We start from the raw sequence: 17619 nt of genomic DNA on the forward strand, positions 1-17619 counted from the left end.
TCTTTGGCTTTCGGGGTCGAGAGGCCTCGTTGAGCCAGTACCGACTGGGCTGCCTGGTAGGCATCCAGGGGATCGGATTTGCCTTTCAGGCGACGCTGAGCCCGGTTCGGCCGGTTGACCTCCAGGACAGTGAGCCCTTCGCTGCGGAGCACCTTGGACAGCCCGGCACCGTATGAGCCGGTTCCTTCGACCCCCACCGCGGCAGCCGTTCCATGACTGGCAATGAAGTCCAGGATTTTGCGGTATCCGGAGCCCGCGGCGAGGAACTCCTGATCGGCCAGAGGTTTGCCGTACTCGCTGATGATGGCGACGTGGTGAGTATCGGCATGCGTGTCGACGCCGACGAAGACATTTAGCGGTTCTTTTGCCAAAATGGAAACTGCCCCTGAGATATCAATGATCAGTTGACGGGCACGTGGGCCAGGTGGGCAGACAAAACGGTAATGGGACTGGTCGAATCAGGCTCCTATGAAGTCAGGTCCGCCTGGCTCAACGCGCTTACAGCGGAACTTGAACCGGCGGACAGATCACAGGGAAGACAGCACCCGCAGGCACGTCAGTTTTCAAGCGGGTCACACCGGTTCAAGACCAATTCCAGTATTACCGTTTCCAAGGTCCGGAATGGGTTCGAGTCCCACCTTGGGCACGTGTTTCCGCAGGTCAGGGGGCCTTTGGCCCTCTGACTGTGCAAAAATCAGCTTTTTATGGGCCCCTTCGGGGCGTTTTGTGGACCTCTGCCTCGCTTTCCTCGCTAGGGGATTGGATTGTGGTCTTGCCTTTGCATGGTCGGGTGGGGACCGTTCTACATGCCTTCGGCGTGAATTGTCGGCATTGGGTTCTCTGCCCTGACGCGGTTGGCATACCGCAACACGGGCTGGGGCTTTGACGGCTACGTCGGGTCCGGGCGAACCCTGCGCGTCAGTATGTTCCGGCCTCGTTCTGTTAGTGGACTGCCCCTTACGGATTCCGAACGCCCTGCGTGGATGGCCCGCGATCGCGCGAATCCAGGGCAGACCTAATATCGGCGTGTCTCACCAGAGGGACGGTGCGCCAAGAGCTGAGGCATTGTTGCGAGACTTGGAGTGCGACGCTGCCGCGGGAGATTTTCGCGGGAATGGATTCCGCGGACGCAGTCCAGACCGGCGGTTTGGGGTTCCGGTTTGGGCTATGCGTCGCCGGTGAATGTTGCCTCGCCGTCGACCCATGTCGATTTGATCGGCACGTCGATGAGTTGGTCGCCGGTGACTTTGAGTGGGTCCTCTGCCCACATCGTCAGGTCGGCCCGGTAGCCGGGGCGTATGCTACCGGCGTCGTGGTCGCCCTGTGCCTTCGCGGCCCATAACGTGAACCCTTTCAGCGTTTCGGTCGCTGAGAGCCGTTGCGCCGGTTCGAATACATGCGAGTCCGGCTGCCCGGGGGTGCGGCGAAGCTGTGCCCACGCCATGCCGACACGGACGTCGTATTGGGCAACGGGCCAGTCGGATCCGAGCGCGAGCGGTGCGCCCGACTTGAGTACGTCCTGCACCCGCCAAGCGAGGCTTGCCCGGTTCGGGCCCAGCCGCCTGGCCCAAGAATCGGAACCGTCAGCACTGCGCCATTGCATGTGCAGCGGCTGCATGGACGCCGTAATGCCTGCGCCGGCCAGCTTGGCGAGATCTTGATTGGCGAGGCACTCGAGGTGCTCGATCCTATGTGGTGCGTTGCGGGCCGAGGGGACGCCCGCCGCAATGTAAGCATCGATGGCCACTCCGATGGCCTTGTCGCCGATAGCATGGGTGGCGATTTGGAAGCCCGCGTCGCTGTAGTCCCTGACCGTGGCGGCGAACTCATTCGTGTCCGGCCAGAACGAGTGCAGGCCTTCGCCGGAGGTGTCTGCTTCGTACATCCAGCCGGTGCCGGTGTCGATGACCCCGTCGAGGAACATCTTGATGAGTCCGCCCCGCCAGCGGCGGCCGTGACGGTCTTTGGCCGCCAGGTAGTCGCGGACCACGTGGGCGTCCAGCCCGGGTTTGTGCCCGAGCGCGGCGACCAGGCGTATGGGTAAACCGATGTCGGTGCTGTCGATTTCGTCGAGAAAGTCCAGTGAGGCGATATCGCCATCCATGATCGACCCGGCCGTGATGCCGCTCTTCGAGAGGTTCATCATGATGTCACGGGCGCGCCGCACTGCCTGTGGACGGGTCAGGGCCGGCGCGGCGGCCGCGACCAGGTTACATGCCGTCGCCTCACGCAGCTCACCGGTAGGCAGACCCTCTTCGGTGACGACGATCGCAGAGGAATCGGGGAATTTCCTGGGCCGGGTGATGCCTGCTGCCTTCAGCGCTGCCCGGCTTGCCAGCGCGGTGTGCAAGTCGAAAAGCCAAAGGAACGTCGGGAGCCCGCGGACGGCGTCTTCGATCAGCTCAGCCTTGATGGCTCGCCCCTCGAAGACGGCGTAGTCGAGGTTCCACCCCCGCACCCAGCCGCCTGGTTCATGGGCCAGAACCCTGTCAGTCTCGGCGCGCAGCGCGGCAAGGAAACCGTCGAACGTGCTGACGCCTCCGAAGTCGATACCGACAGTGGCCTCGATCCCTTCGACGGGGTGAATGTGAGCGTCGATCAGGCCCGGGGTCACGGTGTAGCCGTGGGCGTCGACGATAGACGTGCCCGAGCCCCTGTGGTCCTTGAGCAGCGTCGCGTCGCCGGTAGCAGCAACCCGACCCCCTGCAATCACGATCGTGTCACAGCTAGGCTGCGCCGGGTCGAGAGTGTGCACAGTGGCGTTGACGATGATGGTGTCGGCAAACATGGAGGACATGGCGTTCCTTAGGAGTTCACGCCGTCGCGGATCCAGCGCGGAGGCTGGAAGCATGCGCCACCGAACATGGGGAACGGAATCGCACCCGCTTCTTTGGCAAGTAGTTCCCATGGGCGGTTCAGTCCCAGTGTTCCCAGCGTCCGGGCCTGCGTGACCCGATCCAGGTCCAGAACCCCGATGAGGATTTCCTCGCCGCTACCGGCCATTTGCATGATAGTCCCGTCCGGGTCCGCGATCATGCTGTTCCCGACGCCTACCGGGTCGGAGGCGTTGACGTTGACCATGAAAACCTGGTTGGCGAACGCGTTCGCACGGGACATGACGATTTCCATCTCGCGGTCCCGGGTCGAAGTGAGGGTCGGCTGGATGATGACCTCGGCGCCTAGCCAAGCGAGTTGCCTGGCAACCTCGGGGAAGCTGCCGTCATAGCAAATGGCCAATCCCACACGGCCGATCCCTTCGATATCGAAGGTGACGAATTCCGATCCCGGATGCGAGGTTTCATAGGGCGCCCACGGGAAGAGTTTGCGGTAGTGGGCGACAAGGTCTCCTTCCGGACTCACGGCGATTGCCGTGTTGTAGATCAACCCGTCCTCGCCGATCTCGATAAGGGAACCCGGTACCAGCCACACGCCCAGCTCGCGGGCCAGGGAGCCGATCCGGTCCGTCAGGGGGCTCGGTATCGGCGCGGCCGAGCGGACCTCGTGGTCGGGATCGGAGGCCAGGAGCCGGTCCGGGGCGGCCAGGAGCAGTTCGGGTACAACGATCAGGTCAACGTGGGGGAAAAGGGACCGCGCATTCGTGGCTTGCTGCGCAAACTTCTCCCATGTCCCTTCGAGGTCTTGTGGGACGGGTGCGGTTTGCAGGACTGCAACGGTGAGAGTACGCATGGAGGTCTATTCGCTTTCAGCTAGCTTGATTTCGAGGTTCTCGGTTACGGTCAGCTGCAGCGGCGGGCTGTTTACGTCGCCTCGGGGGAGGCTGTTCTGCCGAAAGAAGCCCGGTAGCGCGGGACGAATCACGAGAACGATAATGATGCCCGATACAAGAGCGCCGACGCCGATCCAGAAGACCGTCCCGATACCAAGCCACGAGGAATTGACGTAGGACGGGCTGAACATGTTGATGGCGCTGATGATGAACGCGGCAGCCATCAAAAGGGCTCCCGCTCCGGGGAGAATGCCCTTGACGAGCAGTGCCCTGGGGGAGCGGAACTGCTTGCGGAAGTAGATCACGCACGCCACCGCTGTCGCCCCGTAATAGGCGGCGATGAGAAGTCCGACGGAGAGTATCGCGTCACCGATGAAGTTCGGGGCAATCAGCGTCAGGCCGATCAGGACGGCGACGCTCAAGCCTCCACACCAGAGGGTCGCGATATAGGGGGTCTTCCATGCCGGGTGGATCCTGCTCAGGCGTGCCGGGAGCGCCTTGAATACGCTCATGCTCAGCCACATGCGGGGCGTGCTCACAGTTACCGTCAACATGGCGGCCAAAGCCGAGAGGCCGACGGCCAGTACGATGACCTTCCCGAAGATCGGCCCCGTTGCTCCGGGACCGAGGGCTGACAGGACGTCGCCGACGACATTCGGATCCCCGATACCGTTGCTCCCGGACCCCGCGTAGGTGAGAGCGGCGAATGAGGTGGTTCCGTAACAGACCAGCAGGATGATGGTTGAGAGGACAACGGCGCGGCCAGGCGTCCGCGAGCTGTCGGTCGTTTCCTCGTTCACCGAGATCAACGCATCCCAGCCCCAGTAGATGAACAGGCACAACAGCACGCCTTGGGTCAGGCCGCCGAGGTCGCCGAAGTTGAAGGGATTCAGCCAGTCCAGAGTGGGAGTCTCCGCGCCGGGGAGGGCGGAACCGCTTGCCGCGTGCGCAAATGCACCCGCGCAGAAGCCGCCGATCGCTACTAGCTGGAGAGCGATCAGCGCGTATTGCAACCAGGCAGCGATCTCGATGCCCCGAACGGCGACCAGCGTGCTCAGGATGATCAGCCCGCAACCGATGGCGGAGGTGATGAGTGCGTTCTCCGCGAGTGAATCCAGCCCGAGGAACTGCAGTAGATAGGTCGTTGCCACCTGGGCCAAAGCGGCCATGGAGATGAAGCTTGCAATCTGGGTGATCCAGCCGCCCAGAAACCATCCGGTCGTGGGACCGAAGACGCGGGAGGTCCAGACAAAATTTCCGCCGCAATCCGGCATCTCGCTGTTCAGGTCGCGGAAAGCGAAGGCAGTCAACAGGATCGGCACGAAACCGAGCACGAACGCAGCCGGGGTGTGCTGGCCCACGGCCACCACCACGAAACCGAGGGTCACTGCCAGGCTGTAAGCCGGCGCTACCGCAGCCAGCCCCAGCGCCATCGAACGTGCCAACCCCAACGAATTATCGCGCAGGCCTTTCGTCTGGGACGGCGGATTTGGGGTCGCCTTCGACAACGTTTGGAATTCTTGTCTCACCATGATCATTGGCCTTCTGGGTTGGTTTGGATGTTATTTGAATTACATTCAAACAACTGGATGCCTGACTGTCAAGGGTCGGTGGGAAACCCTTGGCAATGGATGGGGCAGAATGGTTCCATGCCACGTCCGAACACTCAGGCCCTCCGGCGGGAACGGCTGATCCACGCAGCGAGGCTGGTTGCCGTCCGCGATGGGGCAGCTGGAACGACGCTGCGGGCGATCGCTGCGGAAGCAAAAATGGAGCCTAACGCCGCTCTCTACTACTTCGACAGCCTCAGCGCGTTGGTCCGGGAGGTCGTCGGGGTGGTCACGGAGGAGTTCATCGCCCAGCTGGGCGCTGCAGTGGACGAGCACGCCCCGTCAGCACCGGCAATGCTCTCCGCCGCAATCCAGGCTGGCATCACCGGGGGATTGGACAACGACCTCTCAACAATCCTGTACGAGTTCTGGAGCACGAGCCTGCGCGATCCGGAAATGAGTGTCATAGAGCGCTCGCTCACCGATAAACAGATCTCCATCTACCAGGGAATCCTGGACGCGGGTGTCGGTGCCGGCGACTTCGATGTCAAGATGCCGACAGCTGATGTTGCCCGCTTATTGCTGGGACTGGAAGACGGCCTGGTGATGGGAATCCTTGCGGGCAGTATCGACCGGGCCCGCATCCTCGCCGCGGTCCGCGGCGCAGCGGAGTCGCTCGTTTCATGCACCCTTCCCGTACTCGAGGGCCGAACAACTGGCGTGCGGGCGGGATTGGACGCCAGCGCGTGAACCCGGCGCTGGTTGGTTGCACGTGTGCCTACAGCGCCCGCAGCTGATGCAGCATGAGTGCGACGTGCAGAGAAGTGCGTGATTCGGGATCTTCGATGTCGACTCCAAGCAGGTTTTCGAGCTTTACGAGTCTGGAGTACAGGGTGGGTCGGCTGAGAAAACCATCCCGTGCGATGGCGGTCTTGTTGCCGCCCGACTCCAGGTAGAGCCGAAGCAACTCCAGGAACGTCGCATCCCCGTGGGCCTCGGCGCGCAAAACGCCTTCGAGTTCGTATTCCACAAAGCTTTGGACCCGTGGGTCGTTGCGGAGCAGCGCCAGGAGTCCGCGGAGCCGGACATCGCTGGCGCGATAGTATTGTTTGCCGTTGTCCCGGAGCGTTCCCGCAGTTTCGGCGACATGACCGGCTTCATCGATGCCTGCTGCTGCTTCCAGCAAGGAGGCTCTGGTGCGCCCGACTCCGATGATCCATGGCAACATGGGTTGGCCTGTGGGTGCGCGCAGGGCGCCGGCGATCCGCTGCAGAGTCGGCTCTTCGAGTTCCTTGTCCGTGATGGCCAGGATCATGCCCACCGCACCGGATTGAATGCTGGCCGTCAGCGCGCTGGCCGCGGTGGATTTGAGGGCGCCGGCCAGCAGGTCCAGCAGCAGCCTTTCCTGCTGCTGTCCGGCCAAGGGGTCCCGGCGCTGGGCGGGCCCGGCGACTCGGAAAACCACGGGAACGAACAGGGGCGCGGGCTTGAGCCCCAGTGCCGCGGCCCGGGTCAGGGCCTCTGCTTCGCTGAGCCCGCGTGGTTGGCGCAGCGTATTGAGCAGCCCAGCCTGCGCCTGCTGGCTCAACTCGCGTTGATCCCGATCGGCCAACCGGTTGATGGCCAAGGCTTGGCCGGCGCGCTCAAGCACCATGGCGGCCACGTCATCGTTGTCCAGTTGCACCGGGAGGATCAACCTGCCCCACATCTGGTGGCGCAGTCCCACCTGTGTTAGCAACCAGTTTTCAGGGCCCGTACGAGCAGTAAGCGGCGGGGTTGGCGTGGTCCGGGATCGCCGTTCCCAGTCCGCCAGCAGGGCGGTTGTGGGCATCCCCGCCGCGGAATGGGCCAGGGCCAGGTGGGATAGATCCTCCAACACGACCGGTGCCCCGATCAGTTCGGCCGCGTGCTGGACGATCTGATCGGGGCCGGCGCTTTCCATGCTGAGGAGCGTGAACACTTCGTGTATGTCGCGGGACCGTTCCACGAGTTCGAGCTGCTCGGCAACGATTATCCGGTGGATGATTTCGGTAATTTCAACGAACCTGACACGCCGCTCCAGGACGATAACCGGCATTGCGACGGTACTGGCCGCGGCCGCGAGGGCTGCGGCGGCCGACTTCCTTTCGCCTGCCAGCTCAACGATGACTCCGGCTACTCCTGCGTCTTCGAGGGCCTTCAGATACGACGGTGTGCCGGAAAGGTCCTGTTCGAGCTCAAGCCCGGTGGTGAGCACCAGTTCGCCTCCGGTCAAGAGGCCGGTCATGTCTTTCATCTCGCTGACGTGAACCCACCTGATGAGGCGTCCGAGCCCAGGCTCGCCACCGAGCAGGAGCGGGCCCGCGGCTTGAATAATCGGCAGTTCAAGAACCATGCGAACGGTGGGGAGCATTTACGAAGTGTAATGCCAACAGCAGGATTCAATACATTTTGTCCCTTTTCGGGCGGCTGATCCAACCCCAGACTGGAGGCTCACGTCAATCTCAAGGAGAACTTTTGAAGACCATCGAGCACTGGATCAACGGCAGCTACGTCCCCGCAGGGGAAAGCACCGCCCCCGTAAGCAACCCCGCGACGGGCAAGGTCACGGCGCAGGTGGGTTTGGCCAGCACCGAGGACGGCAACGCCGCCGTCGCCGCCGCCAAAGCCGCGTTCCCGGCATGGCGCGATACGTCCCTCGCCCGGCGAACCCAGATCCTGTTCTCCTTCCGCGAGCTGCTGAACTCCCGAAAAGGCGAGCTCGCCGCCATCATCACCTCGGAGCACGGCAAGGTCCTGGACGACGCCCTGGGCGAAGTCACACGCGGCCAGGAAGTCGTCGAATTCGCCTGCGGCATTCCGCACCTGCTCAAAGGCAGCTACACGGAGAACGCCTCCACCAAGGTGGACGTCCACTCCATCCGCCAGGCCCTCGGTCCGGTGGCCATCATCAGCCCCTTCAACTTCCCCGCCATGGTGCCCATGTGGTTCTTCCCCATCGCCATCGCCGCCGGAAACACGGTGATCATCAAACCAAGCGAAAAGGTCCCCACGGCCGCCGTCTGGATGGCCGAACTCTGGAAGGAAGCCGGCCTGCCGGACGGAGTCTTCAACGTCCTGCAGGGCGACAAGGTTGCCGTGGACACACTCCTGACCCACCCCGACGTCAAGGCCGTCTCCTTCGTCGGCTCCACCCCGATCGCCAAGTACGTCTACGAAACCGCCACCTCCAACGGCAAGCGCGTCCAGGCCCTGGGCGGGGCGAAGAACCACATGATCGTGCTGCCAGACGCCGATCTGGACCTCGCCGCAGACGCCGCGATCAACGCCGGCTTCGGCTCCGCGGGTGAACGGTGCATGGCCATTTCGGCCTTACTGGCCGTGGGCGACATCGCCGATTCCCTGGTGGCAAAGATCGCCGAACGCGCCCGCGGCCTACGGACCGGAGACGGGCTCCGCGGCTGCGACATGGGCCCGCTAGTCACCGCCCAGCACCGGGACAAGGTTGCCGGCTACGTCGACGCCGGCGAAGCGGCGGGTGCCACGCTCGTCGTCGACGGCCGCCCGGTCATGCCCGACGCCGACGGCGAGGGCTTCTTCGTCGGGCCCACCCTGTTCGACAACGTCACAACGGACATGTCCATCTATCGCGACGAAATCTTCGGCCCGGTCCTCTCGGTGGTCCGCGTCGACAGCTACGACGAGGCCCTCGCCACGATCAACGCCAACCCCTACGGCAACGGAACCGCGATCTTCACAAACGACGGCGGCGCGGCCCGCCGCTTCGAGAACGAAGTCGAGGTCGGCATGGTCGGCGTCAACGTGCCCGTGCCTGTCCCGATGGCCTACTACTCCTTCGGCGGCTGGAAGAACTCACTTTTCGGCGACACCCACGCGCACGGCACGGAAGGCGTCGGATTCTTCACCCGTGGCAAGGCCGTGACCACCCGCTGGCTGGATCCGAGCCACGGCGGCATCAACCTCGGCCTCCCCCAGAACAACTGACGCTTGCACTCCCGAAAGGATTTCCGTTCATGACTTCCACCATTGAAAACGGCCTGTCCTCCACCGTTGGCACCGGTTCGCGCCCGGCCGTCGACGCCGCCGCGGTCGCCGCCGCGGCCAAGCGAGCATACGAGCTGGACCGCAAGCACGTCTTCCACTCCTGGTCCGCCCAGGATCTGCTGGACCCCATGGTCATCTCGGCCGCCGAGGGCTCGTACGTGTGGGACGGCGAGGGGAAGAGATACCTCGATTTCTCCTCCCAGCTGGTGAACACAAACATCGGACACCAGCACCCCGCCGTCGTCGCCGCCATCGCAGCCCAGGCTGCGAAACTGTGTACCATCGCACCCAGCTACGTCAACGAGGCCCGCTCCGAAGCCGCACGCCTCATCGCCGAGCGAACCCCGGGCGAACTGAACAGGATCTTCTTCACCAATGGCGGCGCGGACGCCAATGAACACGCCGTCCGCATGGCGCGCCTGCACACCGGCAAACAGAAAGTCCTCTCCGCCTACCGCTCGTACCACGGCGGTACGCAGCTCGCCATCAACCTGACGGGCGACCCCCGCCGCTGGCCCAACGACAACGGCTCCACCGGCACCATCCACTTCTTCCCGCCGTATCTTTACCGCACAGCCTTCCACTCCACCACGGAAGAAGAGGAAAGCCGGCGCGCCCTGGAGCACCTCGAGCTGCTCATCGCCTTCGAGGGGCCATCCACCATCGCGGCCCTGATCCTGGAATCGATACCCGGAACCGCCGGAATCTACGTCCCGCCCGCCGGGTACATGCAGGGCGTCCGCGAACTGTGCACCAAGTACGGCATCGTGTTCATCGCCGACGAAGTCATGGCCGGCTTCGGCCGCACGGGCAAGTGGTTCGCCGTCGAGCACTTCAACGTCGTCCCGGACCTGCTGACCTTCGCGAAGGGCGTCAACTCCGGGTATGTACCACTCGGTGGAGTCGCTATCAGCCCTGAAATCGCCGACACCTTCGGCAAGCGGGCCTACCCCGGCGGGCTGACCTACTCCGGCCACCCCCTCGCTACCGCGGCAGCCGTCGCCACCATCAACGCCATGGAACGCGAAGGCATCGTGGAACACGCCGCCTTGTTGGGCGAGACCGTGATCGGACCGGCCCTGGCCGGCTTCGCTGCACGGCACAAATCGGTAGGCGAAGTCCGCGGCAAGGGCGTCTTCTGGGCCATCGAGCTGGTCCGCGACCGTGAAACCCGGGAACCCCTGGCCGCCTACGGTTCATCAAGCCCGGAAATGAACCAACTCGTGGCCGCCTGCAAGTCCCGCGGGCTCATCCCGTTCGCGAACTTCAATCGGATCCACGTGGTTCCGCCGTGCAACATCCGCGAGGAGGACCTCAAGGCCGGCCTGGCCATCCTCGACGAAGTCCTGGACATCGGGGACGGCCTGGTTCCCTAGGTGCGTAGCGGAAACGTCGGATCCCCGTGGGTTCTCGCATCCGCACCGACTCGCTTACTTCTATCGCCGATAACGGGCGTTCAGTCGCTCCGCCATCTAGGTGAATCCAGGACGGTTTGACTTCTGCTATCTCCGTTCGGCCACTCAGGAGTTCGGCGGTCCTGGAAACCGACTGGAGAGGCTAAAGGGGGAAACGGGTGTGCATTACTGTGCACACCTTGGCCGGCGGACTGGGCCGTACCGAGGTTGGACTGGCTCGGATTGGCTATGTTTTTGGGAGTTCCCGGTTTTCAAGGCCTGGAGCTCGGTTCGAGTCCCACCTCGGGCACAGTGTTTCCGCAGGTCAGGGGGCCTTTGGCCCTCTGACCTGCGGAAATCAGTTTTTTGCGGGCGCCCCTTCAGGGCTTTTTGTGGTCCTCCGCCTCGCTTTCCTGGTCGGGGGAGTGGCTTGCGGTCTTGCTTCTTCATGGTGGGGCGGGTGCCGTTCTAAATGACTTCCACCTGAATTGGTTGCGGGTTCTCTGCCCAGACGCGCAGCGTCGGGCCCCGGTGAAACCAGGCAGCACGGAACCCCTTCCGCGCGCGACTCTGCCGGGCGTCCCCGTCTTTGACGAGCTCGACGGGCCGAAGGGCCCAGGGCGCGGATTTGACCGGCGGTGAGTTCTCCGCCGTTCATGCGGTGGCCAGGCTGCGTTCGCGGATGAAGACATTGAGGGCGGCGAGTTCTGCTGGTGTTTCGGACATGATGAGTTGTTTCATGGGTTCCCTGACGCTCCGGTAGGACTCGGCCGGTATCCACGCCTGGTTGAGGGCTTTGATGCGTTTGGTCCAGGACGGTGCGGGTTGCCCGAGCCGGTGCGCGATGTAGTTGGTGATCCCGGCCAGGGCCGCGGACCAGTGCGGGTCCTTGAGCCGGGGGCTGCGCCGGAGCAGCGGTCTTCCGGCTTTGAGGGATGCGGCGGCGTAGTCGGCTAGCATCTTGATGGCGAACTCGAAGTCCCGTGAGCTGATCAGCTGGGCGAACGTGTCGGCGTAGTCCCGCCGCGCCGGGTCGTAATCCCTGCCGCGGGGGAAGTGGTCGGTGGCAGTCAGCGACAGCCCAAGGGTGTGGAGGACGGCCATGGTCTTTCCTAGCTCGGCTCGCTCGTGGCCGGCCTCGAGGTCAACGATGAACTTCCGTGAAACCCCGGCCGCCACCGCGAGCGACTGCTGCGAAAGCCCGCGCTCCTGGCGCCGGGCACGGATGACGGCGCCGGCGGCCTCTGGCGTGTCGATGCTGGTTTCAGGTGTCATGGGGTCCTCCCTTGGAGTTCCCATTATGTCACCGAATGGTGACAGCGGCATTGGCGCGCTGACCGGATTGATCTGCATGCGGCCTCGATCGCGGAGGTGGAGCGTTCGTTCGCGGAAACCTTCGCCGCGGCGGGCGTGGCCCTGGACGGTGAGCTGGCCAGGGCCACGGCGGAGGGCACGGGTGGTTATCCGTTCTTGATCCAGTTGATCGGCTATTACCTTTGGCAGGAAGCAGAAAAGGCCGCGGGCGGTCTGGATGGCGCCGCTGTCAGCCGGGCGGTGACGGCGGGCCGGCGTCGGAACGAGCGGGTGGTCATTGAAGCGGCGCTGTCCACGACGTCCGGGCGGGACCGTGATTTCCTGCAGGCCATGGCCGAAGATCCCGGGCCGTCATCGACCACCGATATTGGCAGGCGTACCGGGATGCGGCCGAATGCCGTCGGTAACTACCGGACGCGGTTGATGGATGCGGGTCTGATCGAACCGGCAGGTTACGGGATCGTGGACTTCGCCATCCCTGGACTGTGCGAATACATGACCGCTGGTCCGGCCAGGAAATAAGCCGCGCGGCCGGCAGAAGTGCGGATCTCCCTCGTCCATAAGGTGGCATTCCCGGTGTGTTGACAGTGTCAACCCCTTTGCCTTCGGACCGGGTCGTACATCGGCCGGACTGGCTCGGATTGGCTATGTTTTCGGGAGTTCCCGTTTTCAAGGCCCGGAATGCGGTTCGAGTCCCACCTCGGGCGCAGCATTCCCCCTCGCCGAGCCAGGGCGTGCACAGTGTGCACACCCTGGCTCTCCTGGAAGGCACGAGGCCCGGTATTCTTGCCGTAAAAACAGTCCCTGATGCTGTCTGGCCTAGAGCAGCTGGAGGCGGCTAGGCATCGATCACCAAGTCGGTTCGCGCGGTGGAGCAGCAGGGGAGGAACTTGCCTGCATCGATTTCCCGTGCCCGGATCCCGCCCTGGTGGTTCATCTCGACCTCCCCGGAAAGCTTGACGACCTTGCAGGAGCCGCACATGCCCTCCTTGCAGTTCGCGCCGATCCTGACGCCCGCACGCTGGGCCACCCCGAGGATGTGTTCGGCGGGGTCGATGCGCACGTTAACGCCGGTGCGCATGAAGGACAGGGTGAGGCTTCCCGTTCCGACAGTGTCGAAGGTCGAGGCATCGGCGGACCCGGCCTCCGGTCCCACGTCCCGACTGCCGTCGGATGCCTCGGGACAAGGCACGTCCGGGTCGACGGTTTCCAGCGGCAGCCCCGTGGCCATCAGGGTCCCCTCAGCGTCGTAGCCCGGCTCGTAGAGCCCGAACGCGGTGGGCTGGCTTTCGTAGTAGTCCTCGGCGGAATGGGCGATTTCCTCGGCGATTTCCTCTGCAATGTCCACTGCAAGCGCGAGCTCCGCCTGGTATTCAAGGATCGTCTGGCGGTCTCCCGAGAAGAATTCCATGTAGATGGAGGTGTCGTCGACGCCGACTTTCTTGAGGAGCTCGGTGGCGGTGTTCAGGTAACCCTCGGGGCCGCAGGCATAGACCTGGCGGCCGTTGGCATCGGGGGCCACCTCGTCGATCATCGCCGCCGTCAGCCTTCCGGTGAGCCCTTCCCAACCCTCGGGTTTGCTGCGGTCGCCCAGGGAGTAGAAGACCTTGACGCGCGAGTCCACGGAGGCGATGTAGGCGAGCTCCTGGTGGAAGGCAAAGTCTCCGGCCGCCGCTCCGTGGTAGAGCACTACGACATCGGCCTGTCCGGGCAGGGAGTGGATGGTCCGCACCATCGACATGATGGGGGTGATGCCGGCGCCGGCGGCCAGGAACAGGTACCGTGCCCGCCGGTCGGCATCCGGCAGGTGGAATGCCCCGACCGGTCCGAGCATGTCGAGAACGGTGCCGGGTTTTACGTTCTCGTGCACCCACGGCGAGACCTGTCCCGTGGGATCGCATTTGACTGTGATGTCGAAGGTCCAGGGCTTGGTGGGCGAACTGGACAGCGAGTAGCTGCGGTCCACCGCGTCCTGGCCCTCGCCGTTCACCGGAAAGGCGACGTTCACGTACTGGCCCGGACGGAACGCCAGCGGCGCGCCGTCGCACCGGCGGAACACGAAGGTCATCATGCCGCCCACCTCGGGAACGGTCTCGACACATTCGGCCATGAACTCCTGCGGATGCCAGGGGCCCAGTGCGCGGGCGGCGCTTGCGGGTCCCTCGGTGCTGCCCATCACCCTGTTCCACGGCATCTCAAGACCGCGAATGCGCTGTGGTTCCTGAATGGCCGTTTCAGTGAGGAGTTCAATCATGCCAAGTGCTCCTGCACGCGCTGCACGTACCAGTTGATGAACGCCTCCACCTGGTATTCGCTCTTCATGTACGGGCCGGGCTCGTAGGCGGGGCTGCTGGCGCCCTTCTGGCACAGCTCCACGAACGCCTTGTCCTGCAGATTGGTCTGCTTCCAGGTGTAGGTGAGTTTCTCCAGATCGTAGTCGACGCCCTCCTCGGCGTCGTCAGCCACCAGCCAGGTGGTGCGTACCAGTGTCTGGTGTTCGTTGATGGGGAAGACGGCGAACGTGATGACGTGGTCCCCGAGGAAATGGAACCAGCTGTTTGGCTGCAGGTGCATCGAGCAGCGACCAAGGCGGAAGTCCCGCAAGTCACCGAGCAACTTCTTGGAGAGCCTTCGCCCATCGGGCGAGAACGATTCGCCTTCACCGTCGAGCGATTCCCGTGAGATCCGAATTCCCGCGATGCGCGTGTCAAGCTCCTCGACGACCTCATAGGGAAGGCCATAGCGTCGGCAACGCTCCTCGAGCGAGGACTGTGCTTCCTTGTTGCGGTCCCACACTTCTTCGAGATGGGCCGGAATCAGGCCCTCCGTCAGGCCCCAGGTGGGAAAGAGGGAGCAGGCGAGTTCCGGGTGGCCGTCGCAGTGGTAGCACTCACGGTTGTTCTCCATGACGAGCTTCCAGTTGCCCTCCTCGATGATGTTCTGCTGGTAGGCGATTTTCGTCTTCGACAGATCGTGGGGCGCGAGGTAAGGCTCGAAGATCTTTCCGGTTTCGTCGAAATCCGTCGGCGGTTCGTCCGCAATGCAGACGAAGACGAGTCCGGCGAAGACGCGGCTGTGGGCGCGCTTGAGGCCGAAGCAGCCCTTGTCGAACTTCGTTTCCCCCGGTGCCGAGGCGTGGATCAAATCGCCGTTGGGGGAGTAGGTCCAGGAGTGATAGCCGCATACCAGGTTTCCCGTTGACCCCGCAGGTTCGGTCAGGACGCGGGCGCCGCGGTGGCGGCACACGTTGTGCAGGACGTTCACGCCGCCGTCGTCGTTGCGCAGCACGATCAGGGAGTAGGGCCCGTAGTCGACGGTGACGTAGTCGCCCGGCTCGGGCAGTTCGGCGATGCTAGCGGCAAAGATCCAGTGCTGGCCAAAAATGGCCTCCATGTCGATGTTGAAAATCGTCGGATCGGTGTAGAAGGGGGCATTGAGGGAATACCCCACGCGCCGGAACTCGAACAACTCGGTGATTTCCGCCAGCTGCTCGGCAGGCAATGATGAAGCGAGTTTTCGACGTGAATTGAGGGGCGCGTTCACTGGAGCAGGCATGTGTTTCCTCCCGGGAGGGCTGGGTAAGGGGCGATCCATCGAGACCCGGGCTAGTGGGTGCAACCGCCGTTGTCGAACGTTTTATTCATGAGATTAGGGCCGATCGATCTGCAGCAAAAGCGCAAGATTTAGGAGATAACAGTGCACAATGGTTGCATGATCGATCCACGCCTCATAACACTTCGAGTGTTTGCCCAGTGCGGCACCATTGGCGCGACCGCGGAGCTCACAGGTTATTCTCCCTCTGCCGTCTCCGCGCAATTGCGGGAGTTCCAGCGCGTGCTTGGAATGCAGCTGCTGACGAAGGACGGCCGGGGTGTGCGGTTGACCGCCACAGGCCGTTTTCTCGTGGCGGGTTCGGACACCCTCATTGCCGAATGGGAGAGCCTGCGCGCTGCGGCCATGGAGGCCGGCGACCAGATGCCCTCCCGTTTTGGCCTCGGCGGATTCTCCACCGCGGCCGCCCAGTTGCTCGCGCCGCTGGCCGCCACCCTGCGCTCAACACACCCTTTGCTGGAGGTGCAGGTACTCGAGGCCAACCCGGCCCGCTGCTTCGACTTGTTGGTTGCCGAGCGAATCGACATCGCGGTCATCGTCGCCATGCAGTCCGACACCTACGTTGAGGACGATCAGCGCTTCGAGCAGACCGTTCTGCTCGACGATCCCCTGGACGTGATCATTCCCTCCGACCACCCGTTGGCATCGCGGGAAAAAGTGACCCTCGAAGAGCTGGCGTCGGAACCCTGGATCACCGAGGCCGCCGGATCCACTTACCATTCCCTGTTCACCGCGGCGTTCACGGCAGTCGGGGTGACGCCGCGGATTGCCCATGAGGCCGTGGAATGGGAAACCCAGATCGCCTTCGTTGGTGCGGGGCTCGGCGTGGGCCTGCTGCCGCGACTGGCGCCACTGCATAGCGCCGAAAACGTGGTTCGACTGCGCATTACTGGCAAGGGGAAGCCCTCGCGCCGCATTGTCGCTGCGGTGCGCAGTGGCAGCATCGCATCGCCCTTGATCCAGGAGTCGCTCGGCATCCTGAGGGTCAACGCCAATCGGATCCTCACCGCCCGACCCGAAGACGATCTCTGAAATCCCATGGCCGCGATTCGTTGCGGACAGGCAAGCAGGTCCCGAAGACGGCGGCACGTCCGCGCGGCCGGCCTTCTACTGCATCCTCACGCCCACTGGCCTGGCGGGGCGCTCTTTCAGATCGACGGCACGCGGCGGAGCCTTGCTGGACATCGCCTGGCGGGACGGCGCGCTGATGCCACGATCACTCCTTCCCGGGACGGTGGGCTCACGATCGAAGTCGACGACGACATCCGTCCTCATGTCACCGCGAGCGGTGGTACACCGGTCACGCCCTCTGTCGAGTCGTCGTCGCGGGCCGGACGCTCTCGGTGGAGCTGGCCGGCCCTCTGGGGCGAGACCTATTTCGGCACAGAGAAAAGTAATCCATAAAGCCAAGACGATAGGAAACATCCATGACCCCTCTAACGCCTCCCCTCCCTCCGATGGGTTGGAACAGCTGGAACTGCTACGAAACGACGGTCACTGAAGCGGAGGTGCCGGCAAACGCGCGCTTCATGGCGGGGCACTTGCTCCCATACGGCTGGGACACCGTGGTGGTGGACATCGATTGGGCCGACGCCACCGCACGGTCTCACGGCTACAACGAGGACGCCCCGCTGGAACTGGGTTGTTATCGTGGGGGACGCCCCGTTGAACCTTGCGCTCGATTCCGGCAGCCTGGGCTTCTGTTTAGCGCCCGGGGGGCCGAGTGGACGAGCTTTGGACGAAGAAGGCAATAGAGCCACGCGCCTTGATCGCACCGTCGGAAGCTGCACGGGGGACGCCCCGGCGAGTATGGCTATTGATGTGACACTGGCAGCTCATGGCGCGGCATTGTTGCGATTCACCCCGTAGCCAGTGCCTCGGGGGAGGCGGCGATTACGCGCTCCGGACTCGACAACCGGCGCTACGAGGATGTCTGTTCCAAACGAGTACCGCCGCGCACCTGTTCCGATCGTCCCGC

The 17619-nt window shown here is 63.8% G+C and carries 13 protein-coding genes and 1 pseudogene; 6 read left to right on the forward strand and 8 right to left on the reverse strand.

All coding sequences use genetic code 11. From position 1 onward, the window contains the following. The 4 genes from QRN59_RS06060 to QRN59_RS06075 all read right to left on the reverse strand — a co-directional run. Nucleotides 1–371, reverse strand: a 371-nt coding sequence (locus QRN59_RS06060) for an IS110 family transposase (protein WP_284981605.1), incomplete at its 3' end; no start/stop codon positions are given. 794 nt (nt 372–1165) lie between these two features. After that, nucleotides 1166–2797 carry an amidohydrolase gene (locus QRN59_RS06065; RefSeq protein ID WP_284981606.1) on the reverse strand — a complete coding sequence of 544 codons (1632 nt, stop codon included), beginning with the start codon at nt 2795–2797 and terminating at the stop codon, nt 1166–1168. An 8-nt stretch (nt 2798–2805) separates the two neighbouring features. Next, on the reverse strand, nt 2806–3687 hold the full coding sequence (locus QRN59_RS06070) for a carbon-nitrogen hydrolase family protein (protein WP_284981607.1): 882 nt from the start codon (nt 3685–3687) through the stop codon (nt 2806–2808). Nucleotides 3688–3693: 6 nt separating this feature from the next. Further along, nucleotides 3694–5259, reverse strand: a complete 1566-nt coding sequence (locus QRN59_RS06075; RefSeq protein WP_284981608.1) for an APC family permease — start codon at nt 5257–5259, stop codon at nt 3694–3696. A 117-nt stretch (nt 5260–5376) separates the two neighbouring features. On the opposite strand from QRN59_RS06075, the gene QRN59_RS06080 reads away from it, so the two are divergent. Further along, nucleotides 5377–6027, forward strand: a complete 651-nt coding sequence (locus QRN59_RS06080; protein WP_284981609.1) for a TetR/AcrR family transcriptional regulator — start codon at nt 5377–5379, stop codon at nt 6025–6027. Between the two features lie 28 nt (nt 6028–6055). Here QRN59_RS06080 and QRN59_RS06085 read toward each other — a convergent pair whose 3' ends face one another. Then, nucleotides 6056–7669, reverse strand: coding sequence for a PucR family transcriptional regulator (locus QRN59_RS06085; protein WP_284981610.1), 1614 nt, complete (start codon nt 7667–7669; stop codon nt 6056–6058). A gap of 104 nt (nt 7670–7773) precedes the next feature. Between QRN59_RS06085 and QRN59_RS06090 the strand changes: the two genes are divergently transcribed. Together QRN59_RS06090 and QRN59_RS06095 are read left to right on the forward strand one after the other, a co-directional pair. Beyond that, the gene (locus tag QRN59_RS06090) at nt 7774–9261 is read left to right on the forward strand and encodes a CoA-acylating methylmalonate-semialdehyde dehydrogenase (RefSeq protein ID WP_284981611.1); all 1488 of its coding nucleotides are present in this window, start codon (nt 7774–7776) and stop codon (nt 9259–9261) included. A gap of 29 nt (nt 9262–9290) precedes the next feature. Further along, on the forward strand, nt 9291–10697 hold the full coding sequence (locus QRN59_RS06095; protein WP_284981612.1) for an aspartate aminotransferase family protein: 1407 nt from the start codon (nt 9291–9293) through the stop codon (nt 10695–10697). A gap of 672 nt (nt 10698–11369) precedes the next feature. On the opposite strand, the gene QRN59_RS06100 is transcribed toward QRN59_RS06095, so the two are convergent. Further along, on the reverse strand, nt 11370–11990 hold the full coding sequence (locus QRN59_RS06100; protein WP_284981613.1) for a helix-turn-helix transcriptional regulator: 621 nt from the start codon (nt 11988–11990) through the stop codon (nt 11370–11372). A gap of 96 nt (nt 11991–12086) precedes the next feature. On the opposite strand from QRN59_RS06100, the gene QRN59_RS06105 reads away from it, so the two are divergent. Beyond that, nucleotides 12087–12551: a DUF8462 domain-containing protein gene (locus QRN59_RS06105; protein ID WP_284981614.1), complete on the forward strand. Its 465-nt coding sequence runs from the start codon at nt 12087–12089 to the stop codon at nt 12549–12551. Between the two features lie 316 nt (nt 12552–12867). On the opposite strand, the gene QRN59_RS06110 is transcribed toward QRN59_RS06105, so the two are convergent. Together QRN59_RS06110 and QRN59_RS06115 are read right to left on the reverse strand one after the other, a co-directional pair. Continuing rightward, a complete protein-coding gene (locus tag QRN59_RS06110; protein WP_284981615.1) occupies nt 12868–14283 on the reverse strand; it encodes a ferredoxin reductase in 1416 nt (471 codons plus the stop codon). Further along, nucleotides 14280–15584 (reverse strand): aromatic ring-hydroxylating oxygenase subunit alpha, encoded by a 1305-nt coding sequence (locus QRN59_RS06115; RefSeq protein WP_284981616.1) that lies wholly within the window; start codon nt 15582–15584, stop codon nt 14280–14282. The genes QRN59_RS06110 and QRN59_RS06115 overlap by 4 nt, the downstream gene beginning before the upstream one ends. Nucleotides 15585–15740: 156 nt before the next feature. Between QRN59_RS06115 and QRN59_RS06120 the strand changes: the two genes are divergently transcribed. Further along, on the forward strand, nt 15741–16673 hold the full coding sequence (locus tag QRN59_RS06120) for a LysR family transcriptional regulator (protein WP_284981617.1): 933 nt from the start codon (nt 15741–15743) through the stop codon (nt 16671–16673). 395 nt (nt 16674–17068) lie between these two features. After that, a pseudogene (locus QRN59_RS06125) lies at nt 17069–17326 on the forward strand (alpha-galactosidase); the annotation flags it as partial. Between the last annotated feature and the right edge of the window lie 293 nt (nt 17327–17619).

The sequence above is a fragment of the Arthrobacter sp. efr-133-TYG-118 genome (genome assembly GCF_030209755.1).
Classification (GTDB): domain Bacteria; phylum Actinomycetota; class Actinomycetes; order Actinomycetales; family Micrococcaceae; genus Arthrobacter.

Bases quoted from the DNA above. Each gene is read 5' to 3' on its own strand.
- QRN59_RS06065 (WP_284981606.1), bottom strand. From the start codon at position 2,797: ATGTCCTCCATGTTTGCCGACACCATCATCGTCAACGCCACTGTGCAC.
- QRN59_RS06095 (WP_284981612.1), top strand. From the start codon at position 9,291: ATGACTTCCACCATTGAAAACGGCCTGTCCTCCACCGTTGGCACCGGT.
- QRN59_RS06100 (WP_284981613.1), bottom strand. From the start codon at position 11,990: ATGACACCTGAAACCAGCATCGACACGCCAGAGGCCGCCGGCGCCGTC.
- QRN59_RS06080 (WP_284981609.1), top strand. From the start codon at position 5,377: ATGCCACGTCCGAACACTCAGGCCCTCCGGCGGGAACGGCTGATCCAC.
- QRN59_RS06120 (WP_284981617.1), top strand. From the start codon at position 15,741: ATGATCGATCCACGCCTCATAACACTTCGAGTGTTTGCCCAGTGCGGC.
- QRN59_RS06110 (WP_284981615.1), bottom strand. From the start codon at position 14,283: ATGATTGAACTCCTCACTGAAACGGCCATTCAGGAACCACAGCGCATT.
- QRN59_RS06075 (WP_284981608.1), bottom strand. From the start codon at position 5,259: ATGGTGAGACAAGAATTCCAAACGTTGTCGAAGGCGACCCCAAATCCG.
- QRN59_RS06070 (WP_284981607.1), bottom strand. From the start codon at position 3,687: ATGCGTACTCTCACCGTTGCAGTCCTGCAAACCGCACCCGTCCCACAA.
- QRN59_RS06085 (WP_284981610.1), bottom strand. From the start codon at position 7,669: ATGCTCCCCACCGTTCGCATGGTTCTTGAACTGCCGATTATTCAAGCC.
- QRN59_RS06115 (WP_284981616.1), bottom strand. From the start codon at position 15,584: ATGCCTGCTCCAGTGAACGCGCCCCTCAATTCACGTCGAAAACTCGCT.